This window comes from Streptomyces sp. NBC_01454 (genome assembly GCF_036227565.1).
Lineage (GTDB): Bacteria > Actinomycetota > Actinomycetes > Streptomycetales > Streptomycetaceae > Streptomyces.
This window is the reverse complement of record NZ_CP109460.1, coordinates 3,138,802-3,161,716: the sequence shown is the minus strand read 5'-3', so window position 1 is coordinate 3,161,716 and position 22,915 is coordinate 3,138,802. Positions and strand designations below refer to the sequence as shown.

Sequence of the window (22,915 nt, the reverse complement as noted above, 5' to 3'; positions counted from 1 at the left end):
CCTATGCTGCGGCTCCGTACCGCCCCGCGTCCGGCCGACGTCGCGCGCTCGCCAACCAGGCCGCCGGGGCCGTCAGTTGGCAATCGGGGGAGGACGATGACTCGGACGGATGTGCCTGCGCAGCCCGGTGAATCCGGCGGTCCGCAGCGGTTACGGAAGACGCCCGGAGGCTCCCCGCCCCCACCCCCGCCGCTCGTCCCCGTCCCGCCGGGCGCCAGCGAGGCCACCCGGCTGCTGTGCGCCGGCACCTACCTGGACGACACCTTCCGTGACGCGGTCATCGACGAGCTGTACGTCCACGAGGAGCGGTTCGCCGCGCCCTCCCTGGGCATCGACGCGGCCCGGGTCCTCGCCCACGCGCTGCGGGCCCGGCGGCTCGAACTGGGCTGGGCGGCGGCGATCCTGGCCGTGTGGATCATGGCGGTCCCGCTGTCCTTCGGTCTCGCGGCGCTCTATGTCCTCCCCGTCGTCCTCATGGCGCTGGGCCGCGCCGTCCGCAAGGCGCCCGTCCCGCAGTGGCTGGCCCGTACCCTCGCCGCCGGCCTGCGCTGGTACGGCCGGCTGGCGCTGGCCTTCCTGTGGCTGTCGCTGCTGGTGACGGCGTTCGGCGGCACGATCGGCATCATGGGCACGGGCTGGCCGCTGTCCGCGCTGCTCCCGGACGGGCTGGGCTCCGACAGCGGCTCGCTGGGCAGTTCCTCCGGGCTCGGGACGGACGGCGCGTTCGTGGGCGCCGTCGCCGTGCTGGCCGTGTGGGTCGCGGTGCTGCTGCCGCTGATGCTGGCCGTGCTGGTCGCCCTGCAGCGCGGGCAGTTCGCCCGGGCGCTGGCGCGCGAACTGTCCCGGGAGCGCTTCCCCGACGTCATGTCCGACCCCGCCGAGCGGGCCGAGGGCTTCCGCTTCCAGCGGCTGCGGGAGCGGGTGCGCATCGAGCAGCACGGACCGCTGGTGATGTACCGGGCCGCCGACCCGTTCTGCGGCGCCGGTGACTCCTACCGGACCTGGTCGCTGACGGTGGAGCTGAATCCCCGGACCGACCGCACGCCCGAACCGCTGGACAACAGCGCCATCCTGGCCCGGATCCGTCCGCTGGTGGAGGGGTTGCGGGTGCCGTCGCCGCACGGTTCGCCGGAGGTGGCGGCCGCGGTGCGCGACCGGCTGCGCGCGCTGGAGATCGACGAGTGCGTCTTCCTGCCGGCTGAGGGGCTGCCGACCCGGGCGGCCGCGCCGTACGCCCCCGAGGCGTTCGAGGCGCACCGGCGGGACGCGGTGGAGGAGGGCGGCGAGACCCGCCGGCACTTCCTGCGCATCCGGGTCGGCGGCTGGAACGAGGGCATCGTCGCGACGGTGTTCGTGCGGGTGCACACCCAGGGCGGGATGCTGATGATGGAGGTCGCGCCGCATGTGCTGTGGCCGCTGCGGCAGCGCTTCCAGGACGCCGACCGGCTCGCCCACCAGTACCGGCACCACCACCACTTCGGCAAGGCGGTGTGGGCGCTGACCCGCACGCCCCGGTCGGCCGGGGACGCCGTACTGACGCTGGGGCGGGGCCTGTTGTCCGCCTGGCGGCTGGCCACCGCGGGGCACGGCGCGGCGCTGCCCGAGGGCCCCGGTGCCGCGGTACGCGAGCTGGGCTCCTACGGGGACTCCTCGCTCTTCCAGGACATGGACGTGGTCCGCTATCTGAAGACCGTGCAGCAGCGGGTGGCGGCCGGGGTGACCACGGCACTGCACGAAGCCGGCTACCAGACGGACGAGTTCGAGCGGCGGGTCGTGCATGTCGCGGAGGGCGGCGTGTACGTCGAGTCCGCGCAGGGCGCCGTCGGCATCGGCGACCACAACACGATCACCCACCAGGACCCCACCGGACAGGACTCAGCGGAGAAGGGAAGTGGCCAGCGTGGCAACGGCTGACGAGCGCGGCAACGGCATCCACATCGGCAGCGTCCGGGGTGCCTTCGCCATCGGTAACCACAACACCGTGACCCATCACGAGGGCGGCTCCGCCCCCGCGGTGGACCCGGCGCAGGAGGAACTGCTGCGCGCGGTGCGGGCGCTGCGCGACGATCTGGCCCGGGCGGTGCAGAGCCCGCAGGTCACGGCGCTGAGCGGCGAACTCGCCGAGACCGAGATGGAGATCGCGGACACCGGTGCGGCCGGCCCCGGCCGGGTGGCCCGGCTCCGTACGGCGTTGACCGACGCCGGCGCCGTGGTGAGCCTGCTGGCCTCCGGCGCGGCGGCCGTCCAGGCGGTCACGGCCCTGGTGGGAGGCTGACGATGAGGCGCGGCGGCCAGGCCCGCTGGAACAACGAGACCCAGCGCTGGGAGGACGGCACCCCGCCGCCCGCGCCCTATTCGGGGCCGATGCCGTCCCGTCCGGTGTTCGCCCCCGAGGCGGACGGGGCACAGGCGGACGGGGCACGGGCGGACGGGGCACGGGTGGACGGGGCCGCCTTCGTGAATCCGGCGGCGCCCGGCCCGTACCCCGCTCCCGGCCCTTTCTCCGGCCCCGGGCCTTTCCCCGGTCCCGCGTCCGCCGCCCCGCGCCGCACCGCCCTGATCGCCGGTGCGGCGGTGGCCGTGATCGCGGCGGCCACGGTCGGCGGCTATCTGGTCCTGAGCCACCGCGACGCACCGCCCGCCGCCCGTCCGGCGGCCACGGCCTCCGCGGCGGGCACGGCCACCGTCCCGTCCCCCGGCGGCCCCACCGTCGCCACGGCCACGCCCACCCCCGCCACCGGCCTGCCCGCGGGCTACCGGCTGGTCCACGACGACAAGGGCTTCACCCTCGCGGTGCCCAGCGACTGGCAGCGCAGCGAACGCCCGACGGGGGTCTTCTACACCGCCCCGGACGACCGCGGACTGGTGCAGATCTTCGAGATCACCGAGCCGGACACCAGCCCGCGCACGGCGCTGCAGCAGGCGTCGAAGGGCTTGGCCGGCAACCCCGGCTACGAGGAGATCAGCCTCGGTCCGCTGGACGGTCCGGCCCCGGGCAGCGACGCCGCGCAGCTGGTCTATGCCTATGACAGCAAGAAGCTCGGCGAGCGCGTCAAGGTCGTCGACTGTGCCTTCACGGTCTCCGACGGCCGGCAGTTCGCCGTGCTCGTCCTGGGCACCGAGGCCGACTGGCCGCAGCAGGAGCGCACCCAGCAGATCGCCCTGGGTGCCTTCGCCCCCGCCGCCTGACGGGGGCGTCCGCCACCGCCGGCCGGCGGTGGCGGACATCGGCAGTGAGATCTGCCTGGGTCAGTTGTCGTCCGGATCTTCCCCGGCGTAGAGCCGGGTGGCGAGATCGCCGGCCCAGCTCAGGGCCCAGGCGCGCAGGTCCGCTACCTGGTCAGGGCTCAGGCCGTAGTCGGCGAAGTCCTGGTCATCCCACCACTCGGCGCCGGCGAGGCGGTCGCGCAGGTCGTGGAGGCTGAACTCGAAGCGGGCGTGGCGGCGGCCGAGGTTTTCGAGGTCGGCGGTGGAGCGATGCCGGATCGCGGCGTGGACGTCGATGAGGTCGCGGACCGCGCCGCGGTCCGCGAGCGCGCGGACCTTGGTGCCGATCACGTCGTCCAGCGCGAGAACCGGACCGTACTCGGTGATCGTCGGCGGCGCCCAGAACGCCTCCTTCAGGACGTCCACCTCGCACTCCTCGCTCGTCGCGGGGTCGGTGGCGATGAGCCGGCCCGACAGCGGACCGGACTCGATGTGCCGGACGCCCCAGCCACGTTCTGCCAGGCCGTCGCCGACCGTGCGAATGATCTCGTCGATGGGGGCCGGGTTCTCGGTGGCCACGTCCAGGTCCTGGGAGAGCCGGTCGACCAGGCCATGGGCCTGCACCCCCTACCCGCCGGTGATCACCAGCGGGTAGGGGGTGCCGATGGCGAGGACGTCGGCCAGGAGCCGGCGGTGCAGATCTGTCAGGTTCACGCGGCCGTCGCGGCTGTCGCGGTGGTGAGTTCGGGGAAAGCGGATTCCCACACGTCCCTGATCGGGCGGCTGATCAGCGTGCGCAGCACGGGCCACTGCGCGAGGAGCAGATCCCGGTTCAGGAAGTCGATCAGGTCCTGGCGCTGCCCTTCGGCCAGGACGGTGCGGTACAGGCTCATGCGCGAGCGCGGCTGCTCCAGTCCGTAGGAACGGCGGCCCGACCAGACCACGTGCAGCGGGAGCTCGACCGTGCCGCGGGCGGGACCGGTCAGGTCCTCGAGCTGGGCAGGCAGCCGCTTTGCGAACTGGGCACACAACAACTCGAACGCGTTCGGCACCGGAAACGAAGGAGACTGCGCGGTCATGCCCCCAGTATCGCCTGGCGCGCCACACGATTGCCACGCCCTCCACCTGCCCTGGCGCGTCCCGGCCGGATTCCACGCCAACCGGCTGCCGGGCCGTGGCGGCTACCCGGGCAGTTCCGTGCGCTCCCACCACTCGTAGACGGGGAGCGTCCCTTCGGTGGTCGCCTGCTGCCGGTCGGTGGCCCGGAAGTGCTCGTAGCCGTTGCGGAACGGGATCTTGAGCTCGGTCCCGGGCGGGTCGATCGGCACGATCCGCTCGGGGAACCCGGCGGGGCCGCCTTCGAGCACTGCTTTCGCCGCTGTGTCAGCCATGCCTGCATTGTCGGCCGGGCCGCCGGCGGGGGCCCCTCCGGTTCGGCAGCGCGGGTGACGGCGGGGCGGTCAACCGGTGCGGACGGTGAGACCGCAGATACCGTCCGCACCGCTCATGCGCTCCGCGTCCCCTGCACCAGGTCCTCCAGGGCCGAGATGTCCGCCGTGCGGCCGGGAGCGGGCGTCGTGTCGGACACCGGGGTGCCGTAGTCGCTCAGCAGGATCGTGGCGCTCTGGTGGTCGGCCTCGGCGGTGAGCTTGCGGGGGTAGTGCTTGCCGTCGATGGCCACGTAGAGGGTCTGGACCGCGCCGTCGGCCTTCTTGACGACGGGCAGCACCCGGGTGCCGTCCTGGGTGGTCGGCCGGCCCTTGGTCAGCGTGGGGGTCACGGAGGGTGACGGGGCGCCGGGCGGGGTCTGCTCCTTGTCGGGGCCCGCGGCGGACTTCTGGAACGCCCTGAGGTCGCAGGCCGCGGACAGGCCCCGCAGGAAGGTGTTGTGGGTGGTGCCGTGCAGGTAGGTGTCCTTGTACTTCGCGGCGGCCCGGTCGCCCTTGTCGCCGGGCAGCTGGCTCTTCCAGAAGGCCGCGTCCGGTTTCATCCAGACCTGGTTGCCGCGTTTGACGAGTTCGACGCGGCCGAGCGAGCCCTTGGCGACGGCGCCGGTGCAGTTGCCGGCGCGGTCGAGGGTGAGGTCGAGCGTCGTGGGGTCGGCGCTGGTGCGGGTGCGCAGCCGCAGGGACTGCGCGGCGACCAGCTGGTGGAGTGCGTCGTCGGAGATCTGCTGGGCCGACTTGTGCGCGAGGTCGCCCTCGCCGCCGTCCGCGTCCTCGGCTGCCACGGCGGCCGAGGACCCGGCGATCAGGGCCACGCCGCAGGTCAGGGCGACGGTGGCGGTGACGGTACGGCGTCTGCTGGTCATCTCGGCGCCTCCGTTCCGGAGGGGAGCACACGGGGCCTACCGCATGGACATACGGCTATTCAGGTTACGTTCCGGGACGTCCCTGTGCACTTTGAATGAGCCTGCGCACTCTCCACGTATGTCGGCGCGGTGGCCGTCGTGCCTCGTGCTGAGCGTTCCCGCTTCGGTGCGCGCGGAGGCCGGCCGCGCACAACTGACCGCCGTCGTATACGAAGATCCGGTGCCGCAGTCCAGTGCTAATTCTGGCCATCTTCGACCAGATCTGAGCGCAACTTCTGGCTGGCATGGCACCTGTCCGCTGTCGCTGAGTGCCGCACCGATCTGACCCGTACGTCACGCGGCCGGACTCGCACGAACGTTCGGTGCGGTGGGGTGCCGCCCCACCGTCATGCGCCTGCACGGCGATGCGGTCAAGGCGGCCGGCCTCGCCGGGTTCACCGTACTGAGCACCGCATAGACCTGGTGTTGCAGAGTTGTCAACCGGCTTATGTGGCTGGGGTGTTGGGAGGGACCAAGGTGTCTGGCGCTGCCATGGCGACGGCGGTTACGGTCCTTGCCGGGCAAGCCGCTGGGGGAAGATTCTGCCCCATAACGGATCGAGGCTGCCCTTTCGCCGAAATCGCACGAAAGTAGGTTGCTGCTGTGACCGTTTCGCGGCCGATGACGATGCCGACTCTGTTCGAAGGGTGTGTTGACGCCTCTCCCGACGCGGTGGCGCTGCTCGCCGGAAACCGCACCTACACGTATGCCGAGTTGAACTCCCGCGCCAACGGACTGGCCCGCTTGCTGGTGTCACGCGGTATCGGCCCCGAGGACTTCGTGGCCGTGGCGCTGCCGCGGACCGAGCAGATGGTCGTGGCGCTCCTCGCCGTGCTCAAGGCGGGGGCCGCGTACTTTGCGATAGATCCCCAACAGCCCGCCGAGCGGGTCGCGTTCATGGCCGCGAACGTCCGGCCGAAACTGGTCCTCACCACGGAGGAACTGAGCCCCCGCGGGCTGGCGGACGCCCGTGTTCCGGCAGTGACGCTCGACGACCTGTCGCTCTACGGGGAGGACGGCGAGTGGGCCGGCGGTGACCTGACGGACCGCGACCGCGTCGCGCCGCTCCGGTCCACCCACCCGATATACGTGATCTACACCTCTGGTTCGACCGGCCGGCCCAAGGGCGTCGTGGTCACCCACGGCAATCTGGTCAACCTGCTGACCGACCTCGGAGAGCGGTTCGGCCTGGGCTCCGACGACCGGATGCTGGCCACTTCGGTACTGGGTTTCGACATGTCCGGCGTGGAGTTCTTCCTGCCGCTGGTGCGGGGAGCGGGCATCGTGCTCGCGCCCTCGGGCGCCAACCGTGAGCCGGCGACCGTGGCGGAACTGCTGAAGCAGGGCGTGACCCTCGCACAGGGCACGCCGACCTGGTGGGGAATGCTCGCCGAACAGATACCGGACAGCCTGCGGGGACTGCGGATGCTGGTCGGCGGCGAGGCGTTGCCCCCGGCGGTCGCCAGGGCGATGCTCAGCCTCGGTCGTGAGGTGGTGAATCTGTACGGGCCGACCGAGACCACGGTCTGGTCGACCATCGCGCCGCTGCGCGAGATCACCGGCCCGCCGCCGATCGGGCGGCCGCTCGCCCACACCCAGGTCTATGTGCTCGGTCCCGACCTTGAGCAGCTGTCACCGGGTGACGTCGGCGAGTTGTACATCGCCGGGGCCGGGGTGGCCCGTGGCTATCTGAACCAGCCGACCCTGACGGCGGAACGCTTTCTCGACAATCCGTTCGAGCCGGGTGACTCGCGGATGTACCGCACGGGCGACTTGGTGCGCTGGAACGCACACGGCGACCTCGAATTCGTCGGACGGGCCGATCGGCAGGTCAAGATCCGTGGCCACCGGGTCGAACTCGGTGAGATCGAAACGGCCGCGGTCACCCATCCGCTGGTCAGCCAGGCCGCGGTCGAGGTGCGCGAGGACACCCCCGGTGACCAGCGGCTGGTGGCCTACGTGGTGCCGGCCTCCCGGGCCGAGTCGGAAGAGGCGGCGCGGGAGAAGGTCGACGAGTGGCAGAAGGTGTACGACTCGGTCTACACCGGAACCGATGCGGAACAGCCCCCGCTCGGTGAGGACTTCGGGGTCTGGAAGAGCAGCTACGACGGGCAGCTGCTCCCGATGGAGCAGCTCAGGGAGATCCAGGACGACACCGCGGCGCGGCTGCGGTCGCTGGGGGCACGCAGGGTGCTGGACATCGGGGTCGGCGCCGGACTGACGCTGGCCCGGGTGGCACCGTTATGCGACGCCTACTGGGGCACCGATCTCTCGGCTCCGGTCATCGACAACATCCGGGCCCAGGCCGACAAGGATCCCGCGCTGGCCGGGAAGGTCGAGCTGCGGTGCCAGCCGGCGGACGACCTCGACGGCCTGCCCCGGGACTTCTTCGACCTGGTCATCATCAACTCGGTCATCCAGCACTTTCCCACGGTCGACTACCTCGTGCGGGTCCTGACGAACGCGATGGACCTGATCCGCCCCGGCGGCTCGGTCGTCGTCGGGGACGTGCGCCATCTCGGTCTGCTGCGCAGTCTGAAGACCGCGATCCACCTGCACCGTGCCGATGAGCGGACGGACGCCGCCGAGGTACGGCGCGGCGTCGAGCTCGCGCTGGCGCTGGAGAAGGACCTGATGATGCCGCCGGAGTTCTATCTCGCGCTCGCCGAGCGGATGGACTCCGTCGAGGCCGTGGACATGCGTCTCAAGCCCGGTCGGTACCACAACGAGTTCACCCGGTACCGCTACGACGTCGTGCTGCGCAAGAAGTCGGACGGCGCGGGGCCCGCGGCCGAGTCGCTGGGCGAGCTGCCCGTCCTTCGGTGGGGGCCGGACATCACCGAATTGAGCGAGCTGGCCGGCCACTTGGGCGGTCGGGAGCCGGCGCCGGTGCGCCTCTCGGGAGTGCCGAACGGACGCATCGCCAACGAGATCGCCGCCGCCGACCGTCTCGCCGAGGGCGCGGACATCGGCGCGGTGCTGTCCGCGCTCCGTGGCGAGCTGCGCGGTGTCGATCCGGAGGATCTCCGTGTCCTGGCCGAGCGACTGGGGTATCAGGCCATCCTCACCTGGTCCGGGGCGCCGGACGGCAGCTTCGACTGCGTCCTGGTGCCCGCGGACGGGCCCGACTTCCCGGTGCTGTCCGACCTCTACCGGCCCGGAGCCCGGGAGAAGGCACCGCTGGCCTCCTATGCCAACGCGCCGATGCAGGCCGGCGCGGCCGACCTGCCCACCGCCTCGTTGCGGGCCCGCCTGGCCGAGACGCTGCCGGACTACATGATTCCCGCGGCCTTCGTACGGCTGGACGCCCTGCCGGTCAACGCGAACGGGAAGCTCGACCGCGCGGCGCTGCCCGCACCGCCACTGACGACCACCTCATCGGGTCGCGCGCCGGGCAACTCGATGGAGGAGACGCTGTGTGAGCTGTTCAGCCAGGTGCTCGGGGTGCCGGGTGTCGGGGTCGACGACAACTTCTTCGAGTTCGGCAACAGCATCCTCGCGGTCCGCCTGGCCAGCCGGATACGGCAGCAGACCGGCGTCGACCTGCCGGTTCACGAGGTGTTCGACAGGCCGACCCCGGCTGCCCTCGCGGACCTGCTGATCAGCCCGGACTCCGTCGAGGAGTACGCCGTCGAGGTGGATCTCGTCGAGGAGGCCTTCCTCGACCCGGCCCTGTCGACCGCGGGAAGCGAGCCGCTGGACCGGGACCTGGTCCGTGCCCCGCGCAGCGTCCTGTTGACCGGTGCGACCGGCTTCCTCGGGTCGTTCGTGCTCAGGGAACTCCTCGACAGCACGGACGCCACGATCCACTGCCTGGTGCGCGCCAGCGAGGACACCGAGGCGGCGCGCCGCGTGCTGGACAGCCTGCGCGCCTACGGCCTGGCGGAAGGGGTGGACTCCGGCCGGATCACCGCGATCGCCGGTGACCTGGAAAAGCCCCTGTGCGGGCTGTCGCAACCGCAGTTCGACATGCTGGCCGAGCAGGTCGACCTGATCTTCCACAACGGTGCGAGGGTCAATCTGGTCGATGCCTACAGCCGGCTCAGGGCGGCCAACGTCGGCGGCACCCGGGAGGTGCTGCGGCTGGCCGCGAGCAAGCGGGTCAAGCCGCTGCACTACGTCTCCGCGACGAGCGCGCTGATCGGGACCGCGAACAACCCGGAGCCCCTGGCCGAGGACCGGCGGGTCGATCCGGATCTGATGCCCACCGAGGGATACGCACGCACCAAGTGGGTGGCCGAGGAGATGCTCCGCATCGCACGTGTGCGCGGCATTCCCTCGGCGGTGTACCGGCCCGCGCAGATCGGTGGCCACACCGCCACCGGCGCCGTGGGAGGCAACGACGGACTGTGGCACTACCTCCGCGCGTGTGTGGAGGTCGGCGCCGTACCGCACGCCGGGGCCGGATGGACCGAGGTGAACGTGGTCCCGGTCGACTACGTCGCCAGGGCCTATGTGCGACTCGCGCTGGAGCCGGAGTCGATCGGCGGCGAGTTCAACCTGACCAATCCGCTGACCGTCCGGATCCACACGATCATCGACCGGATCCGCGCCGCCGGCCACCGCGTCGAGTCCGTGCCGTACGAGGACTGGATGCGCCGCCTCCAGCGTCACGCGGACGCCATTGCCGACGACCGCGACAGCTCGGTACGGGCGACCCTCGTCCTGGTCAGCTCGGCGGTGGATTCCCTTCAGCTCGATGACTACGGCTACGACCGGACCCACACCGAGCGTGGCCTCGCCGCATCGGGTATTGACTGCCCCGAAATCGATCCCGCTCTTCTCGACCGGTACATCGGATACCTCGTCGATTCCGGTTTCCTGCCCGCACCGAATGGCCAGGACTGAACCGTCCTGGTGGGCGAAGACGACTTCGAGGAGGAGTGATGGAACACCGTCACGTCGGTAAAAGCGGACTGATGGTCAGCGAGATCGCGTACGGAAACTGGCTCACCCACGGCCAGCAGATCGACGAGGACGCCGCGTACGCCTGTGTGGGAGCGGCACTTGACGCCGGAATCACCACCTTTGACACCGCCGACATGTACGCGGACACCCGCGCCGAGGAGGTGTTGGGGCGGGCACTGGCCCAGCAGCGCCGGGCGGGTCTGGAAATCAGCACCAAGGTGTACTGGCCGACCGGACCGGGACCCAATGACCGCGGTCTGTCCCGCAAACACATCCTGGACTCGATCGACGGATCGCTCCGCCGCCTGCGGACCGATTACGTGGACATTTACTGGGCCCACCAATACGACGTCGAGACGCCGCTCGAAGAGACGATGGAGGCGTTCTACGACATTGTCCGGGCGGGAAAGGTCCGCTATATCGGAGTGTCCGAGTGGCGTGCCGAGGATATCCGTGCCGCGCATCGGCTCGCCCGGGAACTGCGCATTCCGCTGATCGCCAACCAGCCGCAGTACTCCATGTTGTGGCGGGTGATCGAATCCGAGGTGATTCCCGCCTGTGCGGAGCTGGGCATCGGGCAGATCGTCTGGTCGCCGCTCGCCCAGGGCGTGCTGACCGGCAAGTACCTGCCGGGCCGGCAGCCGCCCTCCGGCTCACGCGGCGCCGACGCGGAGGGGCGCCAGTGGCTGGATCCGTTCATGCGCGACGAGGTGCTCACCCGGGTGCAGCGGCTCCGGCCGCTGGCGGAGTCGGCCGGGTTGACGCCGGCTCAGCTCGCGGTGGCGTGGACGTTGCAGAACCCCCATGTCGCCTCCGCGATCGTCGGCGCGTCCCACCCGAAGCAACTGATCGAGAACGTCGCGGTGGCGGGTGTCGTCCTGGACCAGGAGTTGCGCACGCAGATCGACGAGATTCTGGACCCGGTCGTCGAACGGGATCCGGCCCGCACTGCCCGGGAGGACCCGCGCCCGTGACGACCGTGGCCCACAGCACGACAGGAACCGAGATATTCGCTCGCCAGACTGACGGAGGGGACGCCTGATGACGACGACCACACCAGCCGATTGGCCGCACGCTCCGCTACCTCTTGACGAACTGAAACGCGTGACCGGGCCGTTCGGGAAGTCCAGCATGCTGCCGGCGGCGGCCTACACCGCACCGGAGGTGTTCGACTGGGAACGGCGTCATCTCTTCGCCGGCACGTGGAGCTGCCTCGGCCGGGTGGAAGAGATCTTCCCCGAGGGGGCGACCCAGTACGCCAAGCAGGTGGGGACCGTGCCGGTCCTGCTGACCAGGGACGGCGACCGGATTGCCGCGTTCGCCAACACCTGCCGGCACCGCGGACACGAACTGCTGGCCGACGGCTGCTCCTCCGGCAAGCGGGTGGTGCACTGCCCGTACCACTCCTGGACGTTCACGATGGACGGCTCGCTGCGCACGGCGCCCCGGTTCCCGGAACTGCCGGAGGATCACGGGCTGATCGAACTCCCGGCCGAGGTCTGGCACGGCTGGGTCTTCGTCAACGCCAGTGACGACGCCGCGTCCTTCGCCGACCACCTGGGCGCGCTCGCCGGTCATGTCGCGCCCTACGCGCCCGAGCGGCTGAAGCTGGCCGCCGGCCGCACCTACGAGGTGGCCGCGAACTGGAAGGTCATCGTCGAGAACTACCAGGAGTGCTACCACTGCCCGCACATCCACCCCGAGCTGACCGCGGTGGCCCCGCCCAACAGCGCCTCCTACATCGCCGACGAGCCGGGAGCCTGGGTCGGCGGCACCATGGACCTGGCGGACGGCGCGCAGACGATGTCGATGGACGGGCGGGCCGGTGGCGCCCTGCTGCCCGGCGTCGACCTGGACAAGGTCTTCTATGCCGCGCTGGTTCCCAACCTGTTCCTCTCACTGCACCCCGACTACGTGCTGATCCATCATCTGGTGCCGGACTCCCCGGGCCACACCCGCGTCGAGTGCGCCTGGTACGCGCAGGACGGGGTCCTGGACTCCAGCCCCATCGACTTCTGGCATCGCATCAACGTGCAGGACTGGGATGCCTGCGAGTCCGTCCAGCGCGGGCTCACCTCACCGCACTACCGGCCCGGCCCGTTCGCGCCGATCGAGGACTCCGTGCACCGGTGGGTGTCCCTCATCGGACGTGCGTACAGCGGCATGCCGCCGTGGGACCGTCCGGCCACTGGCTCGTGACGCCCTCAGGGATACCCGGTGTGCGCGCCGGTCGAGCAGGTGGGCCGGTTCGTCCCTCGCGTCCCTTGCACCTCCAGCTGACCAAGATCGCCCCCGTAACCGATGGACATCGTCTGCATCGTGCTGCTTCGGGCTCGGCTCAAGAAGGGCATCGGCCCGCCGTGGCGGTGGTGAAAGCAACGGACGATTTCTCTGACCGAACGAAAGATTGGGGGCGGCCATGGTCTGGGTACTGCTGATCAGCGCCATCACCGCGGAGGTGCTCGCCACCTCGTTCCTGAAGCTGAGCGACGGGCTGACCAAGCTGCTGCCGAGTGTGGTCGTGGCGATCAGCTACATCGCGGCGTTCACGCTGCTGTCCCAGGCGCTCAAGAAGATGGAGCTGGGCATCGCCTACGCGATCTGGTCCGGTCTCGGCACCGCCGCGATCGCGCTCATCGGGATGGCGTTCATGGAGGAGTCGGTGACCACGGCCAAGATCCTGGGCCTTGCCATGATCATCGGCGGCGTGATCATGCTCAACCTGTCCAGCGACCACTGAGCGGGTGAGGGGCGCCGCCGGTTCGGCGGCAACGCGCTGAGCGTTCCGCCGGAAGTCCGGGCTCGTTCCCGCCCGGCGGCGGCCCCACGACCGACGGCGTCCCTACCGCACCGGCCCGGTGCCGTAGGGACGCCTTTTCCTCTTTTTCACCTTCTTCACCTTTTTTATCTTCTTCATCCTTTTCGTCCTGGGCGTACGACCCGGCGCCGTCCCCCTCGCCGTCGAGCCCGGAGGCCCGGCATCGGGCCGCCGGCGTCACCCTCCGTGTGTGGGTGTGGCGAGGTTGTCGACATCGGCGCGAAAGTGGAGTGAGTCAGGTCACTTTCCAGGAATGTTCAGGCATATGAACTGACGATGCGGGGAGGGGTGGAAGTCGCTGGTGTGAATCAGCGGGAACAAATCGGTCATTGGAAGGCAGAACAGCGTGTCGGCACTCGAGACGATTCACGTAGACGGGGTGTGGCGCACCGCCGCATCCGGCGCCTCGCGGGAGGTCCTCGACCCCGCCGACGCACAGATCCTCGCCACGGTCGCCGAGGGGAGCGCCGAGGACGTGGACGCCGCCGTGGCGGCCGCCAAGCGTGCCTTCGACGGCGGCCGGGGCGAGTGGCCGCTGACGCCCGTGGGCGAGCGTGCCGGGCTGCTGCGCCGGGTCGCCGACCTGCTCCAGCGCGACCGTGAGGTGATCGCCCTCATCGAGAGCCGCGACACCGGCAAGACGCTGGAGGAGGGCCGGGTCGACGTCGACGACGTCACCAATGCCTTCCGGTACTTCGCCGACGTGGTGATGAACGAGAGCGGCGGCCGGGTCGTCGACGCCGGATCGCCCGAGGTGCACAGCGTGGTCGTGCACGAGCCGGTCGGTGTCTGTGCACTCATCACGCCCTGGAACTACCCGCTGCTCCAGGCCAGCTGGAAGATCGCGCCGGCCCTCGCGGCCGGCAACACTTTTGTGATCAAGCCCAGCGAGGTCACCCCGCTGTCGACCGTGCACCTGATCAAGCTGCTGGTCGAGGCCGGGCTGCCGGCCGGGGTCGCCAACATCGTCACCGGCGCGGGCCTGCCGGTCGGCCAGCGGCTGGCCGAGCACCCCGACGTCGACCTGTTCTCCTTCACCGGCGGCCTGGTCAGCGGCACGAAGGCGGGCGCGGCCGCGGTCTCCGGCGCCAAGAAGATCGCGCTGGAGCTCGGCGGCAAGAACCCCAATGTGGTCTTCGCCGACGCCTGCGCCACCGACGAGGGCTTCGACACCGCCGTCGACCAGGCGCTCAACGCCGCCTTCATCCACAGCGGCCAGGTCTGCTCGGCCGGTGCCCGGCTGATCATCGAGGAGTCGGTGCGCGACCGCTTCGTCGCCGAACTCGCCCGCCGCGCCGAGAAGATCAAGCTCGGCCGGGGCACCGAGGACGGCGTCGAGTGCGGCCCGCTGGTCTCCCAGCAGCAGCTCGACAAGGTCGAGGCCTATGTCGCCTCCGCGCTGGCCGAGGGTGCCCAGCTGCGCTGCGGCGGCAAGCGCCCCGAGCCCAGCGACGTACGCCCCGCGAGCGGCTACTTCTACGCGCCCACCGTGCTGGACGGCTGCCACCGCGAGATGAAGGTCGTCCGCGAGGAGACCTTCGGCCCGATCCTGACGGTCGAGACCTTCACGACCGAGGACGAGGCCGTCGCGCTCGCCAACGACACCGAGTACGGCCTGGCCGGCGCGGTGTTCTCGGGCGACACCGCCCGCGCCCGGCGGGTCGCCGCCCGGCTGCGGCACGGCACGGTCTGGATCAACGACTACCACCCCTACCTCCCGCAGGCGGAGTGGGGCGGCTTCGGCAAGTCCGGTATCGGACGAGAACTTGGTCCCACGGGTCTGGACGAGTACCGCGAAAGCAAGCACATTTACGAGAACCTCCGGCCCGAGCCGGTGCGCTGGTTCGCCGGCTGACCACCCCGTCGCCCCGGTCACCCCCTCAACAACGCCCAGTACGTCCGTCTGTTCGCCCTCGCGTACTCGCACGCACTTTGCAGACACAGCAGTTTTTGCAGGTAGAAGGAGCACCTCCCATGACCGTGTATGACTACGTCGTCGTCGGCGGCGGCACCGCAGGATCGGTGATCGCGTCCCGGCTGACCGAGGACCCGGACGTCACCGTGGCCGTCATCGAGGGCGGTCCCAGCGACATCGACCGCGACGACGTCCTGACGCTGCGCCGCTGGATCGGCCTCCTCGGCGGCGAGCTGGACTACCGGTACACGACGACCGAGCAGCCGCGCGGCAACTCGAACATCCTGCACAGCCGCGCCAAGGTCCTGGGCGGGTGCTCCTCGCACAACACCCTGATCGCCTTCAAGCCGCTTCCCTCGGACTGGGACGAGTGGGAGGAGGCGGGCGCGGCCGGCTGGAACGCCACGACCATGGACCCGTACTTCGGCAAGCTGCGCAACAACATCGTGCGGGTGGCCGAGAAGGACCAGAACCAGATCGCCAGCGACTGGATCAAGGCCACCAAGACGGCCCTGGGCGTGCCCGAGATCATCGGCTTCAACGACAAGCCCTTCGACGAGGGCGTCGGCTTCCTAGACCTGGCCTACCACCCGGAGAACAACAAGCGGTCCTCCGCCTCCGTCGCCTACCTCCACCCCCACATGGAGGCCGGTGACCGCCCCAATCTGACGCTGCTGCTGGAGACCTGGGCGTACAAGCTGGAGCTGGACGGCACCCGGGCCAAGGGCGTCCACGTCCGCACGAAGGACGGCGCGGAGGTCTACCTCGAGGCCGCCCGCGAGGTGCTGGTCTGCGCCGGCGCCGTGGACACCCCACGGCTGCTGATGCACTCCGGCATCGGCCCGAAGGAGGACCTCGAGGCGCTGGGCCTGCCCTGTGTGCTCGACCTTCCGGGCGTCGGCGAGAACCTGATGGACCACCCCGAGTCGGTCATCGTCTGGGAGACCGACGGGCCGATCCCGGGCAACTCCGCGATGGACTCCGACGCGGTCCTGTTCGTCCAGCGGGACCCGGAGCACCGGGGCCCCGACCTGATGTTCCACTTCTACCAAATCCCGTACACCGACCACCCCGAGCGGATGGGCTACGAACGCCCCGAGCACGGCGTGTCGATGACCCCGAACATCCCCAAGTCCCGCGCCCGCGGTCGCCTCTACCTCACCTCGGCCGACCCCGAGGTCAAGCCCGCGCTGGACTTCAGGTACTTCGAGGACGAGGGCGACTACGACGGCCGGACACTCGTCGACGGCATCAAGCTGGCCCGCAAGATCGCCCAGGCCGAGCCCTTCGCCAAGTGGCTCACGCGCGAGGTCTTCCCCGGCCCCGAGGTCACCGACGACGCGGAGATCAGCGAGCTGGTGCGCAAGGCCGCGCACACCGTCTACCACCCGGCGGGCACCTGCCGGATGGGCGCGGTCGACGACCGGCTCGCCGTCGTCGACCCGGAGCTCAAGATCCGGGGCATGCAGGGCATCCGCATCGCCGACGCCTCCGTGTTCCCGACTCTGCCGGCCGTCAACCCGATGCTGGGCGTGCTCATGGTGGGGGAGAAGTGCGCCGACCTGCTCCATAAGGCTCCGACCCAAGGAGGTGATGCGTGATGGCTACCACCTCCGCCGGCGCATCCGAGATACCCAACGCCCGCACGACCGAGGACGCTTCCCCCGCCGAGGAGTCCGACGGCCGTGAGGTCGTCTTCTCCGTCCGCCACCTCTGGAAGGTCTTCGGTCCCAAGGCCGACCGCATCCCCGACGACGCCTCGGTCACCGGCCTGAGCGCCCAGGAGCTGCGCGAGAAGACCGGTTGTGTGGCCGCCGTCCGGGACGTCTCCTTCGACGTCCACAAGGGCGAGGTCTTCGTCGTCATGGGGCTGTCCGGCTCCGGCAAGTCCACCCTCGTCCGCTGCCTGACCCGGCTGATCGAGCCGACCAGCGGCGAGCTGGAGATGGACGGCGAGGACGTCCGCGCCATGGACCGCGGCGCGCTGCGCGATCTGCGCCGCCACCGGGCCGCCATGGTCTTCCAGCACTTCGGGCTGCTGCCGCACCGCACCGTCGTCGACAACGTCGCCTACGGCCTGGAGATCCAGGGCGTCAGCAAGACGGAGCGCCGCGAGAAGGCCGGCGAGATCGTCGACAAGGTCGGACTGGCCGGACTGGAGAAGCGCCGCCCCGGCCAGCTCTCCGGCGGTCAGCAGCAGCGCGTCGGGCTGGCCCGCGCGCTCGCCGTCGACCCCGAGGTCATGCTCTTCGACGAGCCGTTCAGCGCCCTCGACCCGCTCATCCGCCGCGACATGCAGGAAGAGGTCGTCCGCCTGCACCGCGAGGAGGGCCGGACGATGGTCTTCATCACCCACGACCTCGCCGAGGCGCTGCGGGTCGGTGACCGGATCGCCCTGATGCGCGACGGGCAGATCGTGCAGCTGGGCACCCCCGAGGAGATCGTCGGCTCCCCGGCCGACGACTACGTCCGTGACTTCGTCCGCGACGTCCCGCGCGAGCAGGTCCTCACCGTGCGCCGCGCGATGCGCCCCGTCGAGGACGGCGAGGCCGACCAGGGCCCCGCGCTGAGCCCCGACACCCTGATCTCCGAGGCCATCGAGGCGGTCGCCCGCTCCGGCGGCGCGGTCCGCGTCGTCGACGACGGCCGCTGCGTGGGCATCGTCGACCACGCCTGTCTGCTGAACGTGGTCGCCCGGATCGACGCTCCCCAACACGGTGAGGTGGCAGCCTGATGTACGCCGCCACCACCCGCGGCGGCGCCCTGCGTGCCGTCGGCTCCAGAGCTCCCGCGGCCACCCCGCGGGCCCGGCTGCGCGCCGGCCTGCTGCGCCACTGGCGCGAGGCCCAGCGCTGCGCCGCCCTGAACATCCCCGCCGGCACCGTGAAGCGGGGGCGCGCATGAGCACCACCGCACCCACCACCACTCCCCGCGCGCTCGGCGGCGACACCGACGCCCGGACCGGACCGCTGCAGGTCCTGCTACGCCGCCGTGGCCTCGCCAAGATCCTGCTGCTCGTCGTCGCCGCGGCCGTCCTCGCCCCGCTGCTGGCCGCCAAGTACGGCGCCGCCTGGCCGTCCGCGCTGACCGTCGATGTCTCCGGCCCGCTCGGCAAGACCAGCGACTGGATCATCAACAACCGTGACAGCCACTGGCTGTTCGTCTACTTCCTCGGTCACCTCAGCAACGCCGTGGTGATCTCCGTCCGCGGCGTCTACCTGCTGCTGCTCGCGCTCGGCTGGACGGGTGTGACGGCCGGTGTGACGCTGCTCGCCTGGCGCGTCGCCGGACTGCGCATCGCCGCGACGGCACTGATCTCCTTCCTGGTCAGCGGCCTGCTGGGGATGTGGGTCCCGACCATGCAGACGCTCGCCCTGATGGTCGTGGCGGTGGCCTTCTCGGTCGTCGTCGGCGCCCTGCTGGGCCTGGCCGCCGGCCTGTCCGAGCGGCTGTTCCGCCTCCTGCGCCCGGTGCTGGACACCATGCAGGTCCTGCCCGCCTTCGCCTATCTCCTGCCCGTGGTGCTGGTCTTCGGCATCGGCGTCCCCGCCGCGCTGCTGGCCACCGTCATCTACGCGGCCCCGCCGATGGCCCGGCTGACCGCGCTCGGTCTGCGCGGCGCCGACCCCGGCGTCCTGGAGGCCGTCTCCTCGCTCGGCGCCACCGGCCGCCAGCGGCTGGTGACCGCGCGGCTCCCGCTGGCCCGCAAGGAGCTGCTGCTCGGCATCAACCAGACGATCATGATGGCGCTGTCCATGGTGGTCATCGCCTCGATGATCGGCGCGGCCGGTCTCGGTGACCGCGTCTACCAGGCCCTCGCCTCGGTCGACGTCGGCGCCGCGCTCGCCGCCGCCGTCCCGATCGTGCTGCTGGCCATCGTCATGGACCGCACCACCGCGGCGGCCGGCGAACGGCTCGGCGCGGACACCCCCGTCACCGGCCCGGCGTGGCTGCGTGGCTGGCGGGTCTGGGCCGGGGCCGCCGTGGTCACCGCCCTCTTCGCCGGTCTCGGCCGGCTGAGCGGCTCCCTGGTCTATCCGGACGCCTGGGCCGTGGACATCGCCCACCCGGTCAACCACTTCAAGGAGTGGATGGTCAACCACCTCTACTCCGGCGTCCCCGTCATCGGTGGCACCGCCGACTGGGCCGCGCACTTCACCGACTGGGTGCTCAACCCGCTGCGGGACGGCCTGACCGCGCTGCCCTGGTACGGCACGCTGCTCATCGTCGCCGCGCTGGCCTGGCTCATCGGCACCTGGCGCACCGCACTGACCGCCGTCCTCGCGATGGCCGCCATCGGTGTGCTGGGCGTGTGGAAGCCGTCCATGAACACCCTCTCGCAGGTGCTCGCCGCCCTGGTGGTGACCCTGGTGCTGGGCTTCGGCATCGGCATCCTCGCGGCCGGCAGCAAGCGGATGGAAGCGATCCTGCGTCCGGTCCTGGACGTCATGCAGACCATGCCGCAGTTCGTCTACCTCATCCCGGTGGTCGCGCTGTTCGCCGTGGGCCGCGCCCCGGCCGTCGCCGCGGCCGTGGTCTACGCGCTGCCCGCCGTCATCCGCATCACCACCCAGGGCCTGCGCCAGGTCGACCCGGCGGCCGTGGAGTCGGCCCGCTCGCTGGGTGCCACCCGCTGGCAGATGCTGCGCCAGGTCCAGCTCCCGCTGGCCCGGCCCGCCCTGCTGCTGGCCGTCAACCAGGGTGTGGTCCTCGTCCTCGCCGTCGTCATCATCGGCGGTCTGGTCGGCGGCGGTGCCCTCGGCTACGACGTCGTCACCGGCCTCGCCACCGGCGACCTGGGCCTCGGCCTGGTCTCGGGTGTGGCCATCGTGTGCCTGGGCCTGATGCTCGACCGGGTGTCCCAGCCCACGGAACGCCGCATGACGGGGAAGGGAGCCTGACCATGTCCCGTAAGCGCTCGATGATCATCGGGACGGCCGCGCTGGCCGGCACGGCGGTCCTCTCCTTCTCCTTGTCCGCCTGCGGCAAGGCCGACATGACCAAGCAGACCTCGCCGTTCGCGGCGGCCAAGGGCTCGAAGTCGGTGACCCTGTCCGTCCAGACCTGGGTCGGCGCCCAGTCCAACGTCGCGGTGGCGAAGTACCTGCTCGAACACGAGCTGGGCTACCACGTCGACACCGTCCAGGTGGACGAGATCCCCGCCTGGGACGCCCTCAGCCAGGGCCGGGTCGACGCGATCCTGGAGGACTGGGGCCACCCGGACCAGGAGAAGCGGTACGTCAAGGACAAGAAGACGATCACTGCTGCCGGCGGCAACGGCGTCACCGGCCACATCGGCTGGTTCGTCCCCAAGTACTGGGCCGACAAGCACCCCGAGGTCACCAACTGGAAGAACCTCAACAAGGTCGCCAAGCAGCTCCGTACGTCGGAGAGCGGCAACAAGGGCCAGCTGATGGACGGTTCGCCGTCCTACGTCACCAATGACAAGGCGCTGGTGAAGAACCTCAAGCTCAACTATGAGGTCGTCTTCGCGGGCTCCGAGGCGGCGCAGATCACCCAGATCCAGCAGTTCGCCAAGGAGAAGAAGCCCTTCCTGACGTACTGGTACGAGCCGCAGTGGCTCTTCAACCAGGTGCCGATGGTGGAGGTCAAGCTCCCCAAGTACACCGACGCCTGTGCGGCGAAGGGTACGAAGGATCCCACGTCGATCGACTGCGCCTATCCGACCACTCCGCTTCAGAAGTTCTTCAACACCGAGTTCGCCAAGAAGGGCGGCAGCGCCGCGGCCTTCCTGAAGAACTTCCAGTGGACCAAGGACGATCAGAACGAGGTCTCCGAGTCCATCGCCTCGAAGGGGCTGACCGCCGACGAGGCGGCCAAGCAATGGGTGGACAAGCACCCGGACGTCTGGAAGAAGTGGCTCCCCAAGAAGTAGCCGTACGGGGAGAGCAGCGGACCGCGGGCGGTCGCACCATGGGTGCGGCCGCCCGCGGGCGCGTTCCGGGCCGGTGGCGCCGCCGCGTCCATCGCCCGCCGCGTCCCTCGCTCGTTCGGGTGGCGGCGCCGTGTTGCCGCACCGCGCCACGACGGGCGCAGCACGCTGGGGAACCGTTGCCGAGGGAAGGCCCGCGATGCCCCTGCCGCCGAAGTGCCCCACCGCCGACTGCCATGACTGGCTGTGGAAGGACACCGCCACCACCGACACCGACTGGGACAACTGGCGCTGGTGGTGCTGCCGCTGCGACAAGAAGTGGTACCCGACGGCGGAACAGCTCGCGGACTTCCGCGACGGGGCGTCGGCCGGGGCGCCGCACTCCTCGTACCGGGACCCCAGGGCCGGAGCGGGCCGGCAGTAGGACGCCGACGGCGCTGCCCCCGGCCGGCTCCCGGCGACGGGCCGCGCCGGTGCCCCCGTTGTCCTCCTGACTGCTTCCTGTCCTCGGCCCGCCCTCGGCCCGCGTGCGGCCCCGGCTGCCCGCAGGCCCCCGCGGGACGGCATAGTAAGGCGCACCCGATGAGGGGACATGACAAGCCGCGGCGCGCCGTTCGCCGGGACGCCGGCACGTATCAGGGGGACTCACGCACCATGCCATCCATCCGCCGTTCCACCGCCGCGGCCGCCGCACTCCTCGTACTGCTCGCGGGCACCGCCACGGCCTGCGGACCCGGTGACGACCGCGCCGCGGCCGCCGCCGACCACAAGGACCCGGCCGACGGCGGACTCAGGCTCCCGAAGGGCATACCCACCAGCCTGGACGACCTGAAGCAGTGGAAGGACGGCGGCTGGAAGAACTGGAACTCGTGGGCCCGCCGCGCGTCGGACTTCGCCAATCCGGTCATCAAGGACCACTGGCGGACGGACCGGCTGGCGCAGGCGAAGGCCGCCCCCGAGATCGGGGTGCGGGCCACCGGAGCGGGCAGCGAGTTCGAGGCGACCGACCCCGAGCCGCGGCCGGTCAGCGCCGCCCAGGTCGCCAGGCCCTACCACCGGCACATGGCGCCGGTCGGAAAGATCTTCTTCGACAGCCCGAAGGGGCCGATGGTCTGCTCCGGCACCATCGTCGAGGACCCGGCGCACCCGGGACAGTCCAACCTGGTGTGGACGGCCGGGCATTGTGTGCACTCCGGCAAGCGGGGCGGCTGGATGCGCAACATCGTCTTCGTGCCGTCCTACAACGACGACGGCGTGCCGATGAACCAGGTCGGGCGCACGCCCGCGCAGCAGGTCACGCCCTACGGCCGCTTCTGGGCCGACTGGATCACCACCTCCGGCGAGTGGATCGACATGGGCAGCGAGGACACCGGCAACGGCGGCTCCGCCTACGACTTCGCGGTGCTGCACGTCAAGCCGGAGAACGGCGGCGGCAAGTCCCTCGAGGAGACCGTGGGTGCCGCCGCCCAGGTCTGGTTCAACGCCCCCGCCGCCAACGGCATCGGCTCCCTGGACGCCTTCGGCTACCCGGCCGCGGCCCCGTACGACGGCGCCCGGATGATGAACTGCCCCGCCCGCCCCGGCCGTCTCGTCATGCAGCAGGGCACGCCCGCGATGCATCGCATCGGCTGCACGATGACCGGCGGCACGTCCGGCGGCGGCTGGTTCGTCAACCGGGGCGGCAAGCTGACCCTGGTGTCCAACACCTCGATCAGCTCCAGCGCCCACACCTGGCTGGCCGGCCCGCACCTGGGGCCCGAGGCGCAGCGCGTCTTCGCCGACATGAGCCGGAAGTTCGCGAACCGGTAGCCGCGGAGGGGCCGG

At 70.8% G+C, this 22,915-nt stretch carries 18 protein-coding genes and 2 pseudogenes; 16 read left to right on the top strand and 4 right to left on the bottom strand.

Features of this window, described 5'->3' with window-relative positions:
* The first annotated feature begins 96 nt into the window (after positions 1-96).
* The 3 genes from OIU81_RS13720 to OIU81_RS13710 are packed head-to-tail and all read left to right on the top strand — an operon-like array spanning position 97 to position 3,189.
* Positions 97-1,914, top strand: a complete 1,818-nt coding sequence (locus OIU81_RS13720; RefSeq protein ID WP_329147522.1) for a hypothetical protein — start codon at positions 97-99, stop codon at positions 1,912-1,914.
* Entirely contained in the window at positions 1,901-2,275 is a 375-nt protein-coding gene (locus OIU81_RS13715; protein ID WP_329147520.1) for a hypothetical protein, read from the top strand. The genes OIU81_RS13720 and OIU81_RS13715 overlap by 14 nt, the downstream gene beginning before the upstream one ends.
* 2 nt (positions 2,276-2,277) lie before the next feature.
* The gene (locus OIU81_RS13710; RefSeq protein WP_329147518.1) at positions 2,278-3,189 is read left to right on the top strand and encodes a hypothetical protein; all 912 of its coding nucleotides are present in this window, start codon (positions 2,278-2,280) and stop codon (positions 3,187-3,189) included.
* 60 nt (positions 3,190-3,249) lie between these two features.
* Here OIU81_RS13710 and OIU81_RS13705 read toward each other — a convergent pair.
* The 4 genes and pseudogenes from OIU81_RS13705 to OIU81_RS13690 all read right to left on the bottom strand — a co-directional run bounded on the left by OIU81_RS13705 (position 3,250) and on the right by OIU81_RS13690 (position 5,518).
* Positions 3,250-3,921: pseudogene (locus tag OIU81_RS13705) on the bottom strand (nucleotidyl transferase AbiEii/AbiGii toxin family protein).
* Positions 3,918-4,286, bottom strand: coding sequence for a hypothetical protein (locus OIU81_RS13700; RefSeq protein ID WP_329147517.1), 369 nt, complete (start codon positions 4,284-4,286; stop codon positions 3,918-3,920). The pseudogene OIU81_RS13705 and the gene OIU81_RS13700 overlap by 4 nt, the downstream one beginning before the upstream one ends.
* Positions 4,287-4,388: 102 nt before the next feature.
* A complete protein-coding gene (locus OIU81_RS13695; protein WP_329147515.1) occupies positions 4,389-4,598 on the bottom strand; it encodes a DUF5988 family protein in 210 nt (69 codons plus the stop codon).
* Positions 4,599-4,711: 113 nt separating this feature from the next.
* Positions 4,712-5,518 carry a hypothetical protein gene (locus OIU81_RS13690; protein WP_329147513.1) on the bottom strand — a complete coding sequence of 269 codons (807 nt, stop codon included), beginning with the start codon at positions 5,516-5,518 and terminating at the stop codon, positions 4,712-4,714.
* Between the two features lie 660 nt (positions 5,519-6,178).
* Here OIU81_RS13690 and OIU81_RS42335 point away from each other — a divergent pair.
* From OIU81_RS42335 to OIU81_RS13630, 13 genes and pseudogenes are all read left to right on the top strand, one after another.
* Positions 6,179-8,047 (top strand): annotated as a pseudogene (locus OIU81_RS42335) (amino acid adenylation domain-containing protein); the annotation flags it as partial.
* A gap of 912 nt (positions 8,048-8,959) precedes the next feature.
* Positions 8,960-10,405 (top strand): thioester reductase domain-containing protein, encoded by a 1,446-nt coding sequence (locus OIU81_RS42330; RefSeq protein ID WP_443074138.1) that lies wholly within the window; start codon positions 8,960-8,962, stop codon positions 10,403-10,405.
* Between the two features lie 38 nt (positions 10,406-10,443).
* Complete coding sequence (locus tag OIU81_RS13680) at positions 10,444-11,439, top strand: aldo/keto reductase family protein (RefSeq protein ID WP_329147509.1); 996 nt, start codon at positions 10,444-10,446, stop codon at positions 11,437-11,439.
* Positions 11,440-11,569: 130 nt separating this feature from the next.
* A complete protein-coding gene (locus OIU81_RS13675; protein ID WP_329147507.1) occupies positions 11,570-12,664 on the top strand; it encodes an aromatic ring-hydroxylating oxygenase subunit alpha in 1,095 nt (364 codons plus the stop codon).
* Positions 12,665-12,884: 220 nt separating this feature from the next.
* Positions 12,885-13,205 carry a DMT family transporter gene (locus tag OIU81_RS13670; protein ID WP_329147506.1) on the top strand — a complete coding sequence of 107 codons (321 nt, stop codon included), beginning with the start codon at positions 12,885-12,887 and terminating at the stop codon, positions 13,203-13,205.
* Positions 13,206-13,629: 424 nt separating this feature from the next.
* Positions 13,630-15,138 (top strand): aldehyde dehydrogenase family protein, encoded by a 1,509-nt coding sequence (locus OIU81_RS13665; protein ID WP_329147504.1) that lies wholly within the window; start codon positions 13,630-13,632, stop codon positions 15,136-15,138.
* Positions 15,139-15,257: 119 nt separating this feature from the next.
* Positions 15,258-16,799, top strand: a complete 1,542-nt coding sequence (locus OIU81_RS13660) for a GMC family oxidoreductase (RefSeq protein WP_329147502.1) — start codon at positions 15,258-15,260, stop codon at positions 16,797-16,799.
* Positions 16,799-17,932, top strand: a complete 1,134-nt coding sequence (locus tag OIU81_RS13655) for a quaternary amine ABC transporter ATP-binding protein (RefSeq protein ID WP_329147501.1) — start codon at positions 16,799-16,801, stop codon at positions 17,930-17,932. The genes OIU81_RS13660 and OIU81_RS13655 overlap by 1 nt, the downstream gene beginning before the upstream one ends.
* A complete protein-coding gene (locus tag OIU81_RS13650) occupies positions 17,932-18,102 on the top strand; it encodes a hypothetical protein (RefSeq protein ID WP_329147499.1) in 171 nt (56 codons plus the stop codon). Before OIU81_RS13655 ends, OIU81_RS13650 begins: the two co-directional genes overlap by 1 nt.
* On the top strand, positions 18,099-20,099 hold the full coding sequence (locus tag OIU81_RS13645) for an ABC transporter permease (protein ID WP_329147498.1): 2,001 nt from the start codon (positions 18,099-18,101) through the stop codon (positions 20,097-20,099). The genes OIU81_RS13650 and OIU81_RS13645 overlap by 4 nt, the downstream gene beginning before the upstream one ends.
* 2 nt (positions 20,100-20,101) lie before the next feature.
* Positions 20,102-21,094, top strand: coding sequence for an ABC transporter substrate-binding protein (locus OIU81_RS13640; protein WP_329147496.1), 993 nt, complete (start codon positions 20,102-20,104; stop codon positions 21,092-21,094).
* A 196-nt stretch (positions 21,095-21,290) separates the two neighbouring features.
* Positions 21,291-21,515 (top strand): hypothetical protein, encoded by a 225-nt coding sequence (locus tag OIU81_RS13635; RefSeq protein ID WP_329147494.1) that lies wholly within the window; start codon positions 21,291-21,293, stop codon positions 21,513-21,515.
* A 230-nt stretch (positions 21,516-21,745) separates the two neighbouring features.
* Positions 21,746-22,900: a trypsin-like serine peptidase gene (locus OIU81_RS13630; protein WP_329147492.1), complete on the top strand. Its 1,155-nt coding sequence runs from the start codon at positions 21,746-21,748 to the stop codon at positions 22,898-22,900.
* Positions 22,901-22,915 lie beyond the last annotated feature (15 nt).

Coding starts and splice junctions, on each gene's coding strand:
- OIU81_RS13720 (WP_329147522.1), top strand. CDS start 97: ATGACTCGGACGGATGTGCCTGCGCAGCCCGGTGAATCCGGCGGTCCG.
- OIU81_RS13710 (WP_329147518.1), top strand. CDS start 2,278: ATGAGGCGCGGCGGCCAGGCCCGCTGGAACAACGAGACCCAGCGCTGG.
- OIU81_RS13700 (WP_329147517.1), bottom strand. CDS start 4,286: ATGACCGCGCAGTCTCCTTCGTTTCCGGTGCCGAACGCGTTCGAGTTG.
- OIU81_RS13695 (WP_329147515.1), bottom strand. CDS start 4,598: ATGGCTGACACAGCGGCGAAAGCAGTGCTCGAAGGCGGCCCCGCCGGG.
- OIU81_RS13690 (WP_329147513.1), bottom strand. CDS start 5,518: ATGACCAGCAGACGCCGTACCGTCACCGCCACCGTCGCCCTGACCTGC.
- OIU81_RS42330 (WP_443074138.1), top strand. CDS start 8,960: ATGGAGGAGACGCTGTGTGAGCTGTTCAGCCAGGTGCTCGGGGTGCCG.
- OIU81_RS13680 (WP_329147509.1), top strand. CDS start 10,444: ATGGAACACCGTCACGTCGGTAAAAGCGGACTGATGGTCAGCGAGATC.
- OIU81_RS13670 (WP_329147506.1), top strand. CDS start 12,885: ATGGTCTGGGTACTGCTGATCAGCGCCATCACCGCGGAGGTGCTCGCC.
- OIU81_RS13660 (WP_329147502.1), top strand. CDS start 15,258: ATGACCGTGTATGACTACGTCGTCGTCGGCGGCGGCACCGCAGGATCG.
- OIU81_RS13655 (WP_329147501.1), top strand. CDS start 16,799: ATGGCTACCACCTCCGCCGGCGCATCCGAGATACCCAACGCCCGCACG.
- OIU81_RS13650 (WP_329147499.1), top strand. CDS start 17,932: ATGTACGCCGCCACCACCCGCGGCGGCGCCCTGCGTGCCGTCGGCTCC.
- OIU81_RS13645 (WP_329147498.1), top strand. CDS start 18,099: ATGAGCACCACCGCACCCACCACCACTCCCCGCGCGCTCGGCGGCGAC.
- OIU81_RS13640 (WP_329147496.1), top strand. CDS start 20,102: ATGTCCCGTAAGCGCTCGATGATCATCGGGACGGCCGCGCTGGCCGGC.
- OIU81_RS13635 (WP_329147494.1), top strand. CDS start 21,291: ATGCCCCTGCCGCCGAAGTGCCCCACCGCCGACTGCCATGACTGGCTG.
- OIU81_RS13630 (WP_329147492.1), top strand. CDS start 21,746: ATGCCATCCATCCGCCGTTCCACCGCCGCGGCCGCCGCACTCCTCGTA.